The following is a 15,810-nucleotide window of genomic DNA, read 5'->3' as shown; positions in this document are numbered from 1 at the left end:
TCAACGCACCAGATGCAGAAATTGCATGTGCCGCTCGTACTGATCGAGGATGTCGTTGATGATCTGCTCCTTGGTGTAGCCGACCAGATCGTAGTCCTGACTGCCCTCGCTCAAATGCACTTCGGCGCGGTAATAGCGACGGTTGTTGAGCTGCTTGGAACCCATGCCACCCCGAGCGAAAGACGGTGTGAAGTAACCACGCATCTGAACCTGATACACGAAGGGATGCTGGTCGCCATGGCCGATTTCCAGGCTGACGCTGTCATTGGCCGGGTCCGGGTGCGTAACCACGTGCAGGCCCTTTTCCCTGAACACGGCGGACACCTCTTCAATCGCCGGTCGCACGGTCGTGTCGAGGAAGCGATAAACCTCATCGCGCGACGGAAAATGCACCGCCTGACTCAAGCGCTGACGCCAGCCACCCTTGCCACGCCGAGAACCCGAGACCGGCGCCAGCGAGTGCATCTGCGCAATCTGCTTCTGCGACTCCAGATAAAACGCCTTGTGCAGCCCCCACATCATCAGCAGCAAGATCAGCGAGAACGGCAACGACGTCAGGACCACCGCCGACTTCAGCGCATCGATGCTGCCGGAGAACAACAGCGCACTGGTGACCAGCGCGGTCATCGCGCCCCAGAACACCCGCAGCCATTTCGGCCCGTCTTCATCGGGATTGCCGCCCTTGGCGGAAAGTGTCGATAACACCACGGTGCCGGAATCAGCGGAGGTGACGAAGAACACAAAGCTGATGAACACCGTGACCGCGATCACGGTTTTACTCCACGGGTAGGTTTCCAACAGCAAGTACAGCGTCATCGACGGGTTGTCGATGGCCGACATGCCCAATGCGCTCATGCCGTGATTGAGTACCTGGTCGATGGCGCTGTTGCCGAAGATCGACATCCACGCCAGGGTGAAACCAAGCGGGATCAGCAGCACGCCGAAGACGAATTCGCGGATGGTCCGGCCACGGGAAATCCGTGCGATGAACAGGCCCACGAACGGAGACCATGCGATCCACCAGGCCCAATAAAACACCGTCCAGCCACCCAGCCAGTCGCTGGGTTTGTCGTAGGCGTAGAGGTCGAAGCTCTTCATCGGCAAAGCGCCGAGGTAGTCGCCAACGTTCTGGATCAGTGTGTTGAGCAAATGCTGCGTGGGGCCTGCGAACAGCACGAACAGCAGCAGCGCACAGGCCAGCAGCATGTTGATGTCGGACATCACCCGCACGCCTTTGTCGACGCCGGACACGGCAACAATGATCGCCGCGCCCATCATCAGCGTGATCAGGCCGACCTGAATCCACTGGGTGTGAGCGATGCCGAACAGGTAGTCCAGCCCGGAATTGAGGTGCAGCACGCCAAACCCCATATCGGCCCCGAGGCCGAACACCGTGGCGATGATGCCGAAGCCGTCCACCGCATAACCGATAGGGCCGTTGATGCGTTTGCCGATCAGCGGATACAGCGCCGAACGCAGGGCCAGCGGCAGGTTGTGCCGGTAAGCGAAGTACGCGAGCGCCATGCCAACGAAGGCGAACACGCCCCAGCCATGCAGACCCCAATGCAGAAACAGAATCTGCATCGCCTGGCGCGCTGCATCCGCGGTGCCCGCCTCACCCTGAGGCGGCTGGAGCATGTGGGTCAGGGGTTCGGACACGCAAAAGAAGAACAGCGTGATACTGATCCCGGCGGCGAACAACATGCCTGCCCAAGACAGGTAACTGAACTCGGGCTCGTCGTGGTCGGCACCGAGTTTTATCTTGCCGTAGCCCGATAACGCGGTGACCACCACGAAGACCAGATACAGGGTCATCGCCAACATGTAGTACCAGCCGACCGTATTGGCCGCCCAGTTTTGCGCCGCCAGTAACCACGCTCCGGCCTGCTCGGGCATGGCGATGACAACGATACCAAACAACAGAATGAAGCTGGCCGAGAAGTAGAAAACCGGCGGATTCATGCGGACCAGGCCGCTGGCGGGAGTGGACGATGCACTCATGAACGGTGCACCTCGCAGGGGTAAAACGTGGCTGTAGAAATCGGACTCAGCAAAGGCAAGCCTCCTGTTGTGAGCGGGCGGCGAACCACCGGTTTAACTTGAATGAACGTTCAAGTTAAACATACATAGGGGGCTAAGGACTAATCGCAGGGCTCGGCGGTTCTGGTTTTAGGTGTTCTGTAGGAGCTGCCGCAGGCTGCGATCTTCTGATTTTGGTTGGTGGCGCGCCTGGAAAAGATCGCAGCCTCGTTGCACTCGACAGCTCCTACAGCTGTTACATCCTTACTTCTGCGCCCCATCATCATGCTGCAGATTAGCCTGGGTCAGGTTGCTGCCCGCCGGCACGCTGCGGGTCAGCCAGACGTTGCCGCCGATGGTAGAACCCTGGCCGATAGTGATCCGTCCCAAAATCGTCGCCCCGGCATAAATCACCACGTCATCCTCCACGATCGGATGCCGCGCCTGCCCCTTCTGCAACTGACCGTCTTCGTCCGCCGGAAAGCGCTTGGCGCCCAAAGTCACCGCCTGATAAATCCGCACGCGCTCGCCGATGATCGCGGTTTCGCCGATCACTACACCTGTGCCGTGGTCAATGAAGAAACTGCGGCCGATCTGCGCGCCGGGGTGAATGTCGATACCGGTGGCAGAGTGGGCGATTTCCGCGCTGATCCGCGCCAGCAGCGGCAACCCGGCCCGATACAAATGGTGAGCCAGTCGATGATGAATCACCGCCAGAATGCCCGGGTAACACAACAACACTTCATCGACGCTGCGTGCTGCCGGGTCACCGTGATAGGCCGCGAGTACGTCGGTGTCCAGCAGACTGCGCAACCCAGGCAACGCGAGGGCGAAGTCCTGAATGATCTGGATGGTTTTGGCTTCGACTTCAGTCTCGGCCTGGGCACTGTGGCGAGCGGCGTAGCGCAGTTCGAGCCGCGCCTGAGCCAGCAATGCATTTAATGCGACATCCAGCGTATGGCCGACATAGAAATCTTCACTTTCCTCACGCAAGTCCACCGGACCCAGACGCATCGGGAACAACGCACCACACAAGGCTTCGAGAATCTCCGCCATGGCCGCCCGAGAGGGCAACTCACGGCCACCCTGTTCGCCGCTGGCCCGGCCGTTTTGTGTACGCCACTGTTCACGTGCCGTGCGCAACTCGCTGACGATGGTCTGCAATTGCCAATGGCTTGATCGCTCACTCACGGTAAAGACTCCTTACGGGCGGCCGGACTGTCGGGCCGCACTGACGGCGCCTACTTTACGGCAAGGGTCGTGAGGCAAATTAAGAACCAATTGTGCTGTGGTCAGTTCGTTTGGCTATAAGAGATTGACGGTTGCCCCAGCAAAACACCGTGCCTATAGTCCTGAGATCTTTCACCGCCAGTACGGACCCATGATCAAACAACAGCTCGCTCGTTTTAATCGCCTCGACCTGCTCGGTCAGCCCACGGCCCTGGAAAAACTCGAACGCCTGTCGACGTGGCTGGACCGCGACGTATATGTCAAACGCGATGACCTGACGCCACTGGCACTGGGTGGCAACAAGCTGCGCAAACTCGAATACCTGGCCGCCGATGCGCTCGCTCAAGGTGCCGATACGTTGATCACCGCGGGCGCGCTGCAATCCAATCACGTACGCCAGACTGCTGCGATCGCGGCCAAGCTGGGTCTCGGCTGCGTGGCCTTGCTGGAAAACCCGCTGGGCACCGATGACAGTAACTACACCGGCAATGGCAACCGACTGCTGCTCGACCTGTTCGATGCCAAGGTCGAGCTGGTGGAAAACCTCGACAACGCTGACGAGCAACTTCAGGCGCTCGCCGGGCGCCTGCACAGCAACGGCAAAAAACCCTATCTGGTGCCGATCGGCGGTTCCAATGCCTTGGGTGCGCTGGGATATGTCCGCGCAGGGCTGGAATTGGCTGAGCAGATCAAAGACACCGGCCTGACTTTCTCCGCAGTAGTCCTGGCCTCAGGTAGCGCTGGAACCCACAGCGGTCTGGCATTGGCCTTGAGCGAAGCTCTGCCGGATTTGCCAGTAATCGGTGTGACGGTTTCGCGCAGCGAGGAAGACCAGCTGCCGAAGGTACAAGGCCTGGCCGAGCGCACCGCCGAACTGCTGGGCGTGAACCTGCCGGCGGCTTTTAAAGTCGAGTTATGGGACGAATACTTCGGCCCGCGCTATGGCGAGCCGAACGCCGGGACACTGGCAGCAGTGAAGCTGCTGGCAAGCCAGGAAGGCTTGCTGCTCGACCCGGTCTACACTGGCAAGGCCATGGCCGGGTTGCTTGATGGGATCGGGCGTCAGCGTTTCGACAAAGGCCCGATTATTTTCCTGCACACCGGCGGGGCGCCGGCGTTGTTTGCCTATAAGGATTTTCTGTAACCACTTCAAAAGGTCGCAGCCTTCGGCAGCTTCCACAGGTGCACGCCGATCCATGTAGGAGCTGCCGCAGGCTGCGATCTTTTTTATAAAACGTATATTCAATTAAAGAATAATAAAAATAATATCCATTATTTTCAATTCTAAAGGCGTCATCTTATAGTCACGCCGCAGGCGAATTTGCAGCGAGACGCATAAGCTGCTTTAAGGCAGGATATCGCAGTCGTCCAAATCCCGAATTTGCCAACTTTCCTAAAGCGTCTTCCATAAGAAAACACAGGGGCTTGTCATGAATTTTTCCGCACTACGTCGAAATCTGCTGGTGGGTTCGCTGGGCCTGGCACTGAGCGCCGGCCTGATTGGCCAGGCGGTTGCCGGTGAGCAACTGCAACAAATCAAGGACAAAGGCGTGATCAACGTCGGCCTTGAAGGCACTTATCCACCGTTCAGTTTCGTTGATGCCGACGGCAAACTGACCGGCTTCGAAGTCGAGTTCTCCGAAGCACTGGCTAAAGAATTGGGCGTGAAAGTCAAACTGCAACCAACCAAATGGGACGGCATCCTCGCGGCGCTGGAATCCAAGCGTCTGGACGCAGTGATCAATCAGGTAACCATCTCCGAAGAGCGCAAGAAGAAGTACGACTTCTCCGAGCCTTACACCGTATCCGGGATTCAGGCACTGGTGCTGACCAAGAAAGCCACCGAGCTGAACATCAAGAGTGCCGCGGATCTGGCTGGCAAAAAAGTCGGCGTAGGCCTGGGCACCAACTACGAGCAGTGGGTGAAAGAGAATGTTCCGACTGCTGACATCCGCACCTACGAAGACGATCCAACCAAGTTCCAGGACCTGCGTGTCGGCCGCATCGACGCCATCCTGATCGACCGCCTGGCCGCGCTGGAATACGCCAAGAAAGCCAAGGACACCACCGCCGCCGGTGAAGCGTTCTCCCGCCAGGAAGCCGGCATTGCCCTGCGCAAAGGCGAGCCTGAATTGTTGGCTGCGGTGAACAAGGCGATCGACAAGCTGCGCGCCGATGGCACTCTGAAAAAGCTTTCGGAAAAATACTTCAACGCTGACGTCACTCAATAATGGAAGAAGCTTTTCAACTCGCACTGGACTCCGCGCCCTTTTTGCTCAAGGGCGCGTACTACACGGTGATTCTGAGCCTGGGCGGGATGTTCTTCGGCCTGGTGATGGGGTTCGGCCTGGCGCTGATGCGTCTGTCGCGTTTCAAGCTGGTGAGCTGGATTGCCCGCATCTACGTGTCGTTCTTTCGCGGCACGCCGTTGCTGGTGCAATTGTTCGTGATCTATTACGGCTTGCCGCAGTTAGGCCTGGAACTCGATCCGCTGCCGGCGGCACTGATCGGCTTCTCGCTGAACATGGCCGCGTACGCCTGTGAAATCCTGCGTGCTGCGATCAGCTCCATCGAGCGCGGCCAATGGGAAGCGGCTGCCAGTATCGGCATGACCCGCGCGCAGACCTTACGCCGGGCCATCCTGCCGCAAGCCATGCGCACTGCATTGCCACCGCTGGGCAACAGCTTCATTTCGCTGGTCAAAGACACCGCGCTGGCCGCCACCATCCAGGTGCCGGAACTGTTCCGCCAGGCGCAACTGATCACCGCTCGTACCTTCGAAATCTTCACCATGTATCTTGCCGCCGCCCTGATCTACTGGGTTCTCGCAACCGCGCTGTCGCACCTGCAGAACCAGTTGGAAGCGCGGGTCAATCGGCACGACCAGGAGTCCTGACCCAATGATTGTCGTGGAAAAACTGACAAAGCAGTTCAAGGGTCAAGTCGTGCTCAACGGCATCGATCTTGAGGTAAAGGCAGGTGAGGTAGTAGCGATCATCGGCCCTAGCGGTTCGGGCAAAACCACTTTCCTGCGCTGCCTGAATTTTCTGGAGGAACCTACCAGCGGCCGGATCAAGGTCGGCGATATCGAGATCGATACCAGCCGCCCCCTGAACCAGCAGCAGAGCCTGGTGCGACGTTTGCGCCAGCATGTGGGTTTCGTGTTTCAGAACTTCAACCTGTTCCCCCATCGCACCGCCCTGGAAAACGTTATCGAAGGTCCGATCATCGTCAAGAAGATCGCGCGCGTCGATGCCATTGCCTTGGGTAAAAAGCTGCTGGCCAAAGTTGGCCTCGCGGGCAAGGAGGACGCTTACCCGCGTCGTCTCTCCGGCGGTCAGCAACAGCGCGTGGCGATTGCCCGAGCGCTGGCGATGGAGCCGGAAGTGATCCTGTTTGATGAACCGACCTCCGCGCTCGATCCTGAGCTGGTGGGCGAAGTGTTGGCGACCATCCGCGGCCTGGCCGAAGAGAATCGCACTATGGTGATCGTCACCCACGAAATGGGCTTCGCTCGGGATGTGGCCAATCGCGTGGTGTTTTTCGATAAAGGCGTGATCGTTGAGCAAGGCGAAGCGAAGGCGCTGTTTGCCAATCCGAAAGAAGAACGGACAAAACAGTTCCTCAGCAAGTTCCTAAATAACGCTCACAACTAACACCCTGCGCAACACCGGACAACTTCCACGGATGGAAGTTACATCCACACCCAGCGACCCTCTTCAAACCCAAAATAAATACAGGCGAACGCTAGACAACTTTTTGTCAGCGCAAGCGGTACATATTTATATTTAAACAACAATTTGATTATGCTATTGGCCGCTGCGTGGCTATTTCCTACAGGGGCGGGGCGTTGCGATGAAAAACCCGAATCCTACTGGTTTTAGCGGGCATATTCGACACAGACCCAAGGTTTATTAACCTTTCAGCGTAGGAACTTTCTGAATAACCACCCTCTCCCGCCTTAACTAATAATTCCCATTGACACTTATTCCAGCACGCTCTTATCTAGACTCCTGCCGCGACACTCACAACGCTTAATCATTATTCCAACTCAAAGTAATGACATGTTTTGCTGTTCGACATTTGCGTTTTTTGTTTTTCCAGAAACGGACTTCGTTGCAAGACTTCAAGGAGACTCCATGAAAAGCACCTCGAACAAACCCGGGCCCGTGGCCCCGACCCTGGCGCAATCTCACAAGACCGGTATCAACATCACCGGCGCGGCGCATCTGCTGATCGACGTGGCGCCCTACCCCGGCATGGACGAAGGAGATCTGATCGAACTGTTCTGGGACAACTGCTACGTAGCCTCCAAAGCCCTGACACCCGGCGATATCGGGCAATCGGTGCAGCTACGGGTTCCGGAAAGCTTCGTCACCAACGGTACTTCGCGCATTCACTACCGGATCATGCGGGTCGGCCAAGCGCCCACGGTATCTGCCAGCAGGCAAGTGCAGATCAAACTCGACTGCCCTGGCGGCCAACCCTCCCTGCTATGCGGCGATGAAAATCAAGGCCTCGCACCGATCAGCATTCCCGAGGCGATTCGCCGTCAGGGGATCAACGCCAATCAGATCAACCGCGGTGTTCCACTGACCATTGAGCCGTACCTGAACATGGCCATCGATGACGAAATCACCTTGCGCTGGGGTGATGCGCGCATGGACCTGCCAAGGCTCAAGGCGAGTGATGTGGGCCAGCCCATTCAGGTCTGGGTGCCGCCGGCCATCATTCTCGAAGCTGGCGAAGACCTGCGCCTGGAAGTGACGTATTGCATCCTCGACCGGGTGGGCAACAACTCTCGCTGGGCGCCGGCCCGTTTGTTGAAGATTGGTTGTGCCAATCCTTGTCTGAAAGTCTTTCCGAAAAAAGTGCTCAAGGCTGCCGAACTCCGCAAGCGATGAGTCTTGGCCTGGAATCAAAGGATCGCAGCCTGCGGCAGCTCCCGCGCGCATCGTCGTCAACCCTGTAGGAGCTGCCGCAGGCTGCGATCTTTTGACCTTCTATACATATTCCTAAAAGTTAGTTTCTAAATTTTTTATACAAGTTTAGGGTATATACACCGGACCACCGGACATCCTTGTTTTCATGCGCGGCCACAAGCGGCGCTTTCATAAGATGTGAGGTAGGTATGGTCCAGAACACAATCACCCCAGTGCAGAACGCCAGGGCATTGCGTGCAGCCAAGGAGCAGCACTGATGTCCAGTCTGGCAGATGCAATCGTCCAGAGTGACCTGGACATCGCCCCGTTGTTGTTGCCCGCGCAAGTGCTGCGCAACGATGCCCAAGCCATCAAGGCTGCCCACGAACTGGCGCAAGTCGCCCGCCTGCAAGCCGCCAAACGTGACCAACAGCGCAAGCTGCCATGGTCTGAAATCGAACAGTTCACCCGCAGCGGCCTGGGCAGCATTTCCATTCCCCGTGAGTACGGCGGCCCGCAGGTTTCGTTCGTCACCCTGGCCGAGGTGTTCGCGATCATTTCCGCAGCAGACCCGGCGCTTGGGCAGATCCCGCAAAATCAGTTCGGGATTCTTAATCTGGTGCTCGGTAGCGCCACCGAAGCGCAGAAACAACTGCTGTTCAAAAGTGTGCTCGACGGCTGGCGCATCGGCAATGCCGGGCCTGAGCGCAGCACCAAAAACACTCTGGACCTGAAAGCGCGTATCACCGCTGACGACGTCCTCAATGGCCAGAAGTTCTATTCCACCGGCGCACTGTTCGCCCATTGGGTCGCGGTCAAAGCATTGAACGAGGACGGCAGACAAGTGCTGGCGTTCATCCAACGCGGTACACCGGGTTTGCGCATCGTTGATGACTGGTCGGGCTTCGGTCAACGCACCACCGCCAGCGGTACGATTTTGCTCAACAACGTAAAGGTCGATCCTGAACTGGTGGTGGATAACTGGCGGATCAACGAAACACCCAATATCCAGGGTGCAGTCTCGCAGTTGATCCAGGCCGCCATCGATGCCGGCATCGCCCGGGGTGCTATCGACGATGCCATCGACTTTGTGAAAAAACGCGCCCGGCCGTGGATCGACGCCAAGGTCGAACGAGCCAGCGATGACCTCTACGTGATCGCCGACATCGGCAAACTGAAAATCGAACTGCACGCCGCCGAAGCGCTGTTGCGCAAGGCCGGGCAGGTGCTCGATCAGGTTAGCGCCGCGCCCTTCACCGCCGAGTCCGCCGCCCGCGCCTCGATTGCCGTGGCCGAAGCCAAAGTGCTGACCACCGAAATCTCGTTGCAGGCCAGCGAAAAACTCTTCGAACTGGCCGGCAGCCACGCAACCCTCGCCGAATTCAACCTCGACCGTCACTGGCGCAATGCCCGGGTGCACACGCTGCACGACCCGGTGCGCTGGAAGTATTACGCCGTCGGCGCGTACCGCCTGAACGGCACCTTGCCGGCCCGTCATTCCTGGATCTGACGACCAGACATCTGGAGAAGCACATGACAAGTTCTCACCACGTCGCGGTCATCACCAGCGATGAGCAAGCCCTGATTGTCGCCAGCGATCTGGCCGAAGACTTCAAACGCGACAGCGCCCTGCGCGACCGTGAACGCCGTTTGCCCCACGCGGAGCTGGAGGTATTTTCCCGCTCGGGCCTGTGGGGTATCAGCGTGCCGAAAGAATACGGCGGCGCAGGTGTTTCCAACGTTACGCTGGCCAAAGTAATCGCCCTGATCGCACAGGCCGACGGCTCGCTTGGACAGATACCGCAAAACCACTTTTACGCACTGGAAGTGCTGCGCGTGAACGGTAACCACGAGCAGAAACAACGTTTGTACTCGCAGGTTCTGGCCGGCCAGCGCTTCGGCAATGCCTTGGCCGAACTCGGCACCAAAACCGCCCACGACCGCACAACCAGCCTGACCCCCGACGGCATCGGCTATCGCATCAGCGGTCGCAAGTTCTACGCCACGGGCGCGATTTACGCCCAGCGAATTCCGACATCCGTGGTAGATGAAAACGGCGTGCAGCAACTGGCGTTCGTGCCGCGTAACAGCAAAGGCCTTACCGTGATTGATGACTGGAGCGGCTTCGGCCAGCGCACCACCGGCAGCGGTTCGGTGGTGTTCGAAGACGTCTATGTCGCTGCCGAAGACGTCATTCCCTTTCAAAGCGCTTTCGAGCGTCCGACGCCGGTCGGACCGTTGGCGCAGATTCTCCACGCCGCCATCGACACCGGCATCGCCCGCGCCGCTTACGAAGATGCGTTGCATTTCGTGCGCACCAAGACCCGTCCATGGATCGATGCCACCCATGAAAAAGCCTCCGACGATCCGCTGACCCTCAAGAGCTTCGGCCACTTGAGCATCCGCCTGCACGCCGCCGAAGCACTACTGGAACGCGCGGGTGAGTTCCTCGACAAAGCCCAACTCGAGACCACCGCCGACACGGTCGCAGCCGCCTCGATTGCCGTCGCAGAAGTTCGCGCCATCAGCACCGAAATATCTCTCGCCGCCGCCAGTACATTGTTTGAACTTGCAGGCAGTCAGGCGACGCTACGCGAGCACGGACTGGACCGGCACTGGCGCAACGCTCGGGTGCATACCCTGCACGACCCGGTGCGCTGGAAGTATCACGCCGTCGGCAACTACTACCTCAACGATGAAAACCCGCCACTGCGGGGGACCATCTGATGACCCGCAAGAAGATCCTGCTCAACGCGTTCAACATGAACTGCATCGGGCACATCAACCACGGTTTGTGGACGCACCCAAGAGACACATCGACCCGGTATAAAACCATCGAGTACTGGACCGAACTGGCGCAATTGCTCGAGCGCGGCCTGTTCGACGGCTTGTTCATTGCCGACATCGTCGGCGTCTACGACGTTTACCAGAACTCGGTGGATGTACCGCTCAAAGAATCGATCCAGTTGCCCGTCAATGACCCGCTGCTGCTGGTTTCGGCGATGGCGGCGGTGACCAGAAACCTCGGTTTCGGCCTGACCGCCAACCTCACCTACGAACCGCCCTATCTGTTCGCTCGGCGCATGTCGACGCTGGACCATTTGAGTCGCGGCCGTGTGGGCTGGAACATCGTCACCGGCTACCTCGACAGCGCCGCCAAGGCCATGGGCCTGAGCGAACAGGTCGAGCACGACCGTCGATATGACCAGGCGGACGAATACCTGCAAGTGCTCTACAAACTCTGGGAAGGCAGTTGGGAAAACGGCGCGGTGCTCAACGACCCGCAGCAGCGGATCTACGCGCAGCCAGAAAAGGTGCACAAGGTCGAGCACAAAGGCGAGTTCTATCAGGTCGAGGGTTATCACCTCTGCGAACCGTCACCGCAACGCACCCCGGTGTTGTTTCAAGCGGGCAGTTCGGATCGCGGACTGCAGTTCGCCGGGCGACATGCCGAGTGCGTGTTCATCAGCGGCCAGACCAAAGCATCGACCAAGGTTCAAGTGGACAACGTCCGCGCCAGCGCCATCGAAGCGGGGCGCAACCCAGAAGACATCAAGGTGTTCATGGGCCTGAACGTGATCGTTGACGAAACCGAAGAGCGGGCCTGGGCCAAGCACGCCGAATACTTGAGCTACGCCAGTGCCGAAGCCGGCGTGGCGCATTTTTCGGCCTCCACCGGGATCGATTTCTCCGAGTACGCCATCGACGAACCGATCCAGTACGTGAAGAGCAACGCCATTCAGTCCGCTACCAAACACCTGCAAAACAACGACTGGACCCGACGAAAACTGCTGGAGCAACACGCCCTCGGTGGTCGCTACATCACCGTGGTGGGTTCGCCCGGGCAGGTGGCAGATGAACTGGAATCCTGGATCGCCGAGACGGGGTTGGATGGCTTCAACCTGACGCGGATTGTCACGCCGGAAAGCTATGTGGATTTCATTGAGCTGGTGATTCCTGAGCTGCAACGGCGCGGGTCGTACAAGACCGCTTATGACGATGGCAGCTTGCGGCAAAAGCTGTTTCACGAAGGGGCGCATTTGCCTGAGCAACACACCGGTTCGGCGTTTCGCCGTTAAAAGAATCGCCGGCAAGCCAGCGCCTACAGGGTTTTGTGAACGCCATAAATCCACTGTAGGAGCTGGCTTGCCAGCGATGAGGCCCGACCAAGCACCACAAACCTTATGCACTGACTGGATATATCATCATGAAAAAGAACTACTTCTCTCACCCAGTCAAAGCACTGGCCCTGGCCCTCGGCCTCTTCAGCTCGGTGACCTTCGCCGCCGACGCGCCATTGAAAATCGGCACCACCGCGGCTTTCGCCATTCCTCTGGAAGCCGCCGTCGAGGAAGCCAACAAACAAGGCCTGAAAGTCGAACTGGTGGAGTTCAGCGACTGGATCGCACCGAACGTCAGCCTGGCCTCAGGCGATATCGACGTGAACTACTTCCAGCACATCCCCTTCCTGGAAAACGCCAAGGCTGCCGCAGGTTTTGACCTGGTGCCGTTCGCGCCCGGGATCATCAACAACGTCGGCCTCTACTCGAAGAAATACAAAAGCTTCGACGAGCTGCCAGAAGGCGCCAGCGTCGCCATCGCCAACGACCCGATCAACAGCGGTCGCGGTTTGCAGTTGCTGGCCAAGGCGGGGCTGATCACGCTTAAACCCGGCGTCGGATACAAAGCCACCGAAGAAGACATCATCGCCAACCCGAAGAAAATCAAAATCCTCCAGGTCGAAGCCGTGCAACTGGTGCGTGCTTACGACGACGCCGATCTGGTCCAGGGTTACCCGGCCTACATTCGCCTATCGAAGACCTTCGATGCCGGTTCCGCGCTGCTGTTCGACGGTCTTGATCACAAGGAATACGTGATCCAGTTCGTGATCCAGCCCAAAAGCAAAACCGATCCGCGCCTGATCAAGTTCGTCGACATCTACCAGCACTCGCCGGCCGTACGCGCAGCACTGGATAAGGCTCACGGCAAACTGTATCAAGCCGGCTGGGAAAGCTGAGCATGACCGCCGCGATCCAACGGCGACTGGAGATTCCAGAGCCTGCAAGCGCTGCACAAACGGAGCTGCATCCCGAACTCAATCGTGCCCATGTGCGCTTCATCAATCTGGGTAAAACCTACAGCGGCCAGCAAGGTCCGGTGGCCGCGTTGCACGGTATCGACCTGGCGATTCAGCGCGGTGAAGTGTTCGGCATCATCGGCCGCAGCGGTGCTGGCAAATCGTCGCTGATTCGCACCATCAATCGTCTGGAACAACCGAGCAGCGGTCGGGTACTGATCGATCAGGTCGACATCGGCGAGTTCGACGAAAACCGCTTGGTGGCCCTGCGTCGGCGTATCGGCATGATCTTTCAGCACTTCAATTTGATGTCCGCCAAGACGGTTTGGCAGAACGTCGAGTTGCCGCTCAAAGTCGCAGGAGTACCCAAGGAACAGCGCGAGAAAAAGGTTCGTGAGTTGCTGGAACTGGTGGGCCTGCAATCCAGGCACAAGGCTTACCCGGCGCAGCTGTCCGGTGGGCAGAAACAGCGTGTCGGTATCGCCCGTGCACTGGTGCATGATCCGGATATTTTGCTGTGCGACGAAGCAACCTCTGCACTGGACCCTGAGACCACTCGATCGATCCTCGGCCTGCTGCGCGAGATCAACCAGCGCCTTGGCCTGACCATCGTTTTGATCACCCACGAGATGGCGGTGATCCGCGATATCTGTGATCGCGTCGTGGTGCTGGAACACGGGCGAATCGTCGAGCAAGGGCCGGTGTGGGAGGTGTTCGGCAATCCGCAACATGAGGTCAGTAAGACGCTACTCGCGCCGTTACAACACACCCTGCCTGAAGAGCTGCAAAACCGTTTGCACTCGCAGCCGAAAACCTGCGATGCCGCCGTGGTCCTTCGCTTGCAATTCACCGGCAACCAACGCGACGAGCCAGACCTGGCCGCGCTGTTCAGTGCACTCGGTGGTCGCGTGCGTTTGCTGCAAGGGGGTGTGGAACGGATTCAGGGGCATGCGATTGGACAACTGTTATTAGCGGTGACCGGCTCGCCACTCGACGCCGAAGAATTGCGTCAGCGCGCCAGTGATTGGGCGCAAAACGTGGAGGTATTGGGTTATGTGGTTTGATCGTTTGTTGCAAGGTTTCATCGACACCTTCCTGATGGTCGGCGTGTCGTCGTTGATTGCGCTGTTGGCGGGCATTCCGCTGGCGGTGATCCTCGTCACCAGCGCCAAGGGTGGTATTTACGAAGCGCCAGCGCTGAACCGGGCCTTGGGTGCATTCGTGAACCTGTTTCGCTCGATTCCGTTTCTGATTTTGATGGTGGCGCTGATTCCGTTCACACGGTTGATCGTCGGCACCACTTACGGCGTATGGGCGGCTGTGGTCCCACTGACCATTGCGGCCACACCCTTCTTTGCGCGCATTGCTGAAGTGAGTTTACGAGAGGTCGATCACGGGTTGGTCGAAGCGGCGCAGGCGATGGGTTGCCGGCGTTGGCACATCGTTTGGCACGTGTTGCTGCCCGAGGCACTGCCGGGGATTGTTGGTGGGTTCACCATCACGCTGGTGACAATGATCAATTCGTCGGCCATGGCCGGGGCGATTGGTGCCGGTGGACTGGGGGATATTGCCTATCGGTACGGCTATCAGCGGTTTGATAGCCAGATCATGTTGACGGTGATTGTATTGCTGGTGGTGTTGGTGGCGGCGATTCAGTTGGGTGGGGATCGGTTGGCGCGGGGGTTGAACAAGCGGTAGGTGAAGAGCAAAAGATCGCAGCCTTCGGCAGCTCCTACAGGGATTGGCAGTGATCCGACGTTAGGGCTGCGATCATGGCTTGTGTAGGAGCTGCCGCAGGCTGCGATCTTTCAAAGCGCGAAAGCGCTTATAGTCAACACATCTCCTTTTCCTGCGCAGCCGACCATGAAGCAAACACCCGACGACCTCGAACAGATCACCTCCACCACTCTGGGTCATTACAACGCGGTCGCCGAAGATTTCCGTGAAGGCACCCGCGATCACGACGTCAGCCAGAACATCGCTGCCCTGTTGCGACACCTTCAGGGCGAGGCGCCTTTCGACATTCTCGATTTTGGCTGCGGACCCGGGCGCGATTTGCAAACCTTTACGCGCATGGGTCACCGCGCAGTCGGCCTCGACGGTTCGGAAAAGCTCGCGCAGATGGCCCGTGAGGACAGTGGTTGCGAGGTCTGGCAGCAGGACTTCCTGAAGCTCGATCTGCCGGCCGAGCGTTTCGACGGGATTTTTGCCAATGCGGTGTTGTTTCACATTCCGCGTCAGGAGTTACCTCGGGTGTTGAAGCAATTGCGCGGGGCGTTGAAACCGGGTGGGGTGTTGTTCAGTTCCAATCCCCGGGGCGAAAACCAGGAAGGCTGGAACGGGCCGCGTTATGGGTCGTATCACGACCTGACGGCCTGGCAGCAGTTGCTGACCGAGGCGGGGTTTGTGGAGTTGGAGCATTACTACCGGCCAGCGGGGCTGCCGCGGGCGCAGCAGCCTTGGTTGGCGAGTGTCTGGCGGCGCGCTGACTAATGCACAAATCAAAAGATCGCAACCTTCGGCAGCTCCTACAGTAGGTGGGTGTAGGAGCTGCCGAAGGCT

14 protein-coding genes are annotated in these 15,810 nt (G+C 58.5%); 12 read left to right on the top strand and 2 right to left on the bottom strand.

Features of this window, described 5'->3' with window-relative positions:
• Both betT and epsC read right to left on the bottom strand, forming a co-directional pair.
• Window positions 1-1,962: a choline transporter BetT gene (betT, locus tag AD668_RS16985; protein WP_172681840.1), complete on the bottom strand. Its 1,962-nt coding sequence runs from the start codon at window positions 1,960-1,962 to the stop codon at window positions 1-3.
• 321 nt (window positions 1,963-2,283) lie between these two features.
• The gene (epsC, locus tag AD668_RS16980; protein ID WP_053160717.1) at window positions 2,284-3,210 is read right to left on the bottom strand and encodes a serine O-acetyltransferase EpsC; all 927 of its coding nucleotides are present in this window, start codon (window positions 3,208-3,210) and stop codon (window positions 2,284-2,286) included.
• A 190-nt stretch (window positions 3,211-3,400) separates the two neighbouring features.
• Here epsC and AD668_RS16975 point away from each other — a divergent pair, with 190 nt between their 5' ends.
• The 12 genes from AD668_RS16975 to AD668_RS16920 all read left to right on the top strand — a co-directional run bounded on the left by AD668_RS16975 (window position 3,401) and on the right by AD668_RS16920 (window position 15,741).
• Window positions 3,401-4,393 carry a D-cysteine desulfhydrase gene (locus tag AD668_RS16975; protein WP_053160716.1) on the top strand — a complete coding sequence of 331 codons (993 nt, stop codon included), beginning with the start codon at window positions 3,401-3,403 and terminating at the stop codon, window positions 4,391-4,393.
• Window positions 4,394-4,679: 286 nt separating this feature from the next.
• Window positions 4,680-5,480, top strand: coding sequence for a cystine ABC transporter substrate-binding protein (gene tcyJ, locus AD668_RS16970; RefSeq protein WP_053160715.1), 801 nt, complete (start codon window positions 4,680-4,682; stop codon window positions 5,478-5,480).
• Window positions 5,480-6,145: a cystine ABC transporter permease gene (gene tcyL / locus AD668_RS16965; RefSeq protein ID WP_053160714.1), complete on the top strand. Its 666-nt coding sequence runs from the start codon at window positions 5,480-5,482 to the stop codon at window positions 6,143-6,145. The genes tcyJ and tcyL overlap by 1 nt, the downstream gene beginning before the upstream one ends.
• Window positions 6,146-6,149: 4 nt before the next feature.
• Window positions 6,150-6,905 carry an L-cystine ABC transporter ATP-binding protein TcyN gene (gene tcyN / locus AD668_RS16960; RefSeq protein ID WP_053160713.1) on the top strand — a complete coding sequence of 252 codons (756 nt, stop codon included), beginning with the start codon at window positions 6,150-6,152 and terminating at the stop codon, window positions 6,903-6,905.
• Between the two features lie 483 nt (window positions 6,906-7,388).
• A complete protein-coding gene (locus AD668_RS16955; RefSeq protein WP_053160712.1) occupies window positions 7,389-8,153 on the top strand; it encodes a hypothetical protein in 765 nt (254 codons plus the stop codon).
• A gap of 295 nt (window positions 8,154-8,448) precedes the next feature.
• Entirely contained in the window at window positions 8,449-9,681 is a 1,233-nt protein-coding gene (locus tag AD668_RS16950) for an SfnB family sulfur acquisition oxidoreductase (protein ID WP_053160711.1), read from the top strand.
• Window positions 9,682-9,704: 23 nt separating this feature from the next.
• A complete protein-coding gene (locus AD668_RS16945; RefSeq protein WP_053160710.1) occupies window positions 9,705-10,898 on the top strand; it encodes an SfnB family sulfur acquisition oxidoreductase in 1,194 nt (397 codons plus the stop codon).
• Window positions 10,898-12,250 (top strand): LLM class flavin-dependent oxidoreductase, encoded by a 1,353-nt coding sequence (locus AD668_RS16940; protein WP_053160709.1) that lies wholly within the window; start codon window positions 10,898-10,900, stop codon window positions 12,248-12,250. Before AD668_RS16945 ends, AD668_RS16940 begins: the two co-directional genes overlap by 1 nt.
• A gap of 128 nt (window positions 12,251-12,378) precedes the next feature.
• On the top strand, window positions 12,379-13,188 hold the full coding sequence (locus AD668_RS16935) for a MetQ/NlpA family ABC transporter substrate-binding protein (RefSeq protein ID WP_053160708.1): 810 nt from the start codon (window positions 12,379-12,381) through the stop codon (window positions 13,186-13,188).
• Window positions 13,189-13,190: 2 nt separating this feature from the next.
• Window positions 13,191-14,312, top strand: a complete 1,122-nt coding sequence (locus tag AD668_RS16930; RefSeq protein ID WP_053160707.1) for a methionine ABC transporter ATP-binding protein — start codon at window positions 13,191-13,193, stop codon at window positions 14,310-14,312.
• Window positions 14,302-14,946, top strand: a complete 645-nt coding sequence (locus tag AD668_RS16925) for a methionine ABC transporter permease (RefSeq protein WP_053160706.1) — start codon at window positions 14,302-14,304, stop codon at window positions 14,944-14,946. The genes AD668_RS16930 and AD668_RS16925 overlap by 11 nt, the downstream gene beginning before the upstream one ends.
• Window positions 14,947-15,111: 165 nt before the next feature.
• Entirely contained in the window at window positions 15,112-15,741 is a 630-nt protein-coding gene (locus tag AD668_RS16920; RefSeq protein WP_053160705.1) for a bifunctional 2-polyprenyl-6-hydroxyphenol methylase/3-demethylubiquinol 3-O-methyltransferase UbiG, read from the top strand.
• Window positions 15,742-15,810: the final 69 nt, after the last annotated feature.

The sequence above is a fragment of the Pseudomonas sp. P1.8 genome, assembly GCF_001269805.1.
Taxonomy (GTDB): Bacteria; Pseudomonadota; Gammaproteobacteria; order Pseudomonadales; family Pseudomonadaceae; genus Aquipseudomonas.
This window is presented reverse-complemented; position numbering and strand designations above follow the sequence as displayed.

What these genes read in the sequence shown, in the direction of transcription:
- AD668_RS16925 (WP_053160706.1), top strand. Translation starts at nt 14,302, where the DNA reads ATGTGGTTTGATCGTTTGTTGCAAGGTTTCATCGACACCTTCCTGATG.
- AD668_RS16920 (WP_053160705.1), top strand. Translation starts at nt 15,112, where the DNA reads ATGAAGCAAACACCCGACGACCTCGAACAGATCACCTCCACCACTCTG.
- AD668_RS16950 (WP_053160711.1), top strand. Translation starts at nt 8,449, where the DNA reads ATGTCCAGTCTGGCAGATGCAATCGTCCAGAGTGACCTGGACATCGCC.
- AD668_RS16955 (WP_053160712.1), top strand. Translation starts at nt 7,389, where the DNA reads ATGAAAAGCACCTCGAACAAACCCGGGCCCGTGGCCCCGACCCTGGCG.
- tcyN (WP_053160713.1), top strand. Translation starts at nt 6,150, where the DNA reads ATGATTGTCGTGGAAAAACTGACAAAGCAGTTCAAGGGTCAAGTCGTG.
- tcyJ (WP_053160715.1), top strand. Translation starts at nt 4,680, where the DNA reads ATGAATTTTTCCGCACTACGTCGAAATCTGCTGGTGGGTTCGCTGGGC.
- AD668_RS16930 (WP_053160707.1), top strand. Translation starts at nt 13,191, where the DNA reads ATGACCGCCGCGATCCAACGGCGACTGGAGATTCCAGAGCCTGCAAGC.
- AD668_RS16975 (WP_053160716.1), top strand. Translation starts at nt 3,401, where the DNA reads ATGATCAAACAACAGCTCGCTCGTTTTAATCGCCTCGACCTGCTCGGT.
- AD668_RS16945 (WP_053160710.1), top strand. Translation starts at nt 9,705, where the DNA reads ATGACAAGTTCTCACCACGTCGCGGTCATCACCAGCGATGAGCAAGCC.
- AD668_RS16940 (WP_053160709.1), top strand. Translation starts at nt 10,898, where the DNA reads ATGACCCGCAAGAAGATCCTGCTCAACGCGTTCAACATGAACTGCATC.
- tcyL (WP_053160714.1), top strand. Translation starts at nt 5,480, where the DNA reads ATGGAAGAAGCTTTTCAACTCGCACTGGACTCCGCGCCCTTTTTGCTC.
- betT (WP_172681840.1), bottom strand. Translation starts at nt 1,962, where the DNA reads ATGAATCCGCCGGTTTTCTACTTCTCGGCCAGCTTCATTCTGTTGTTT.
- AD668_RS16935 (WP_053160708.1), top strand. Translation starts at nt 12,379, where the DNA reads ATGAAAAAGAACTACTTCTCTCACCCAGTCAAAGCACTGGCCCTGGCC.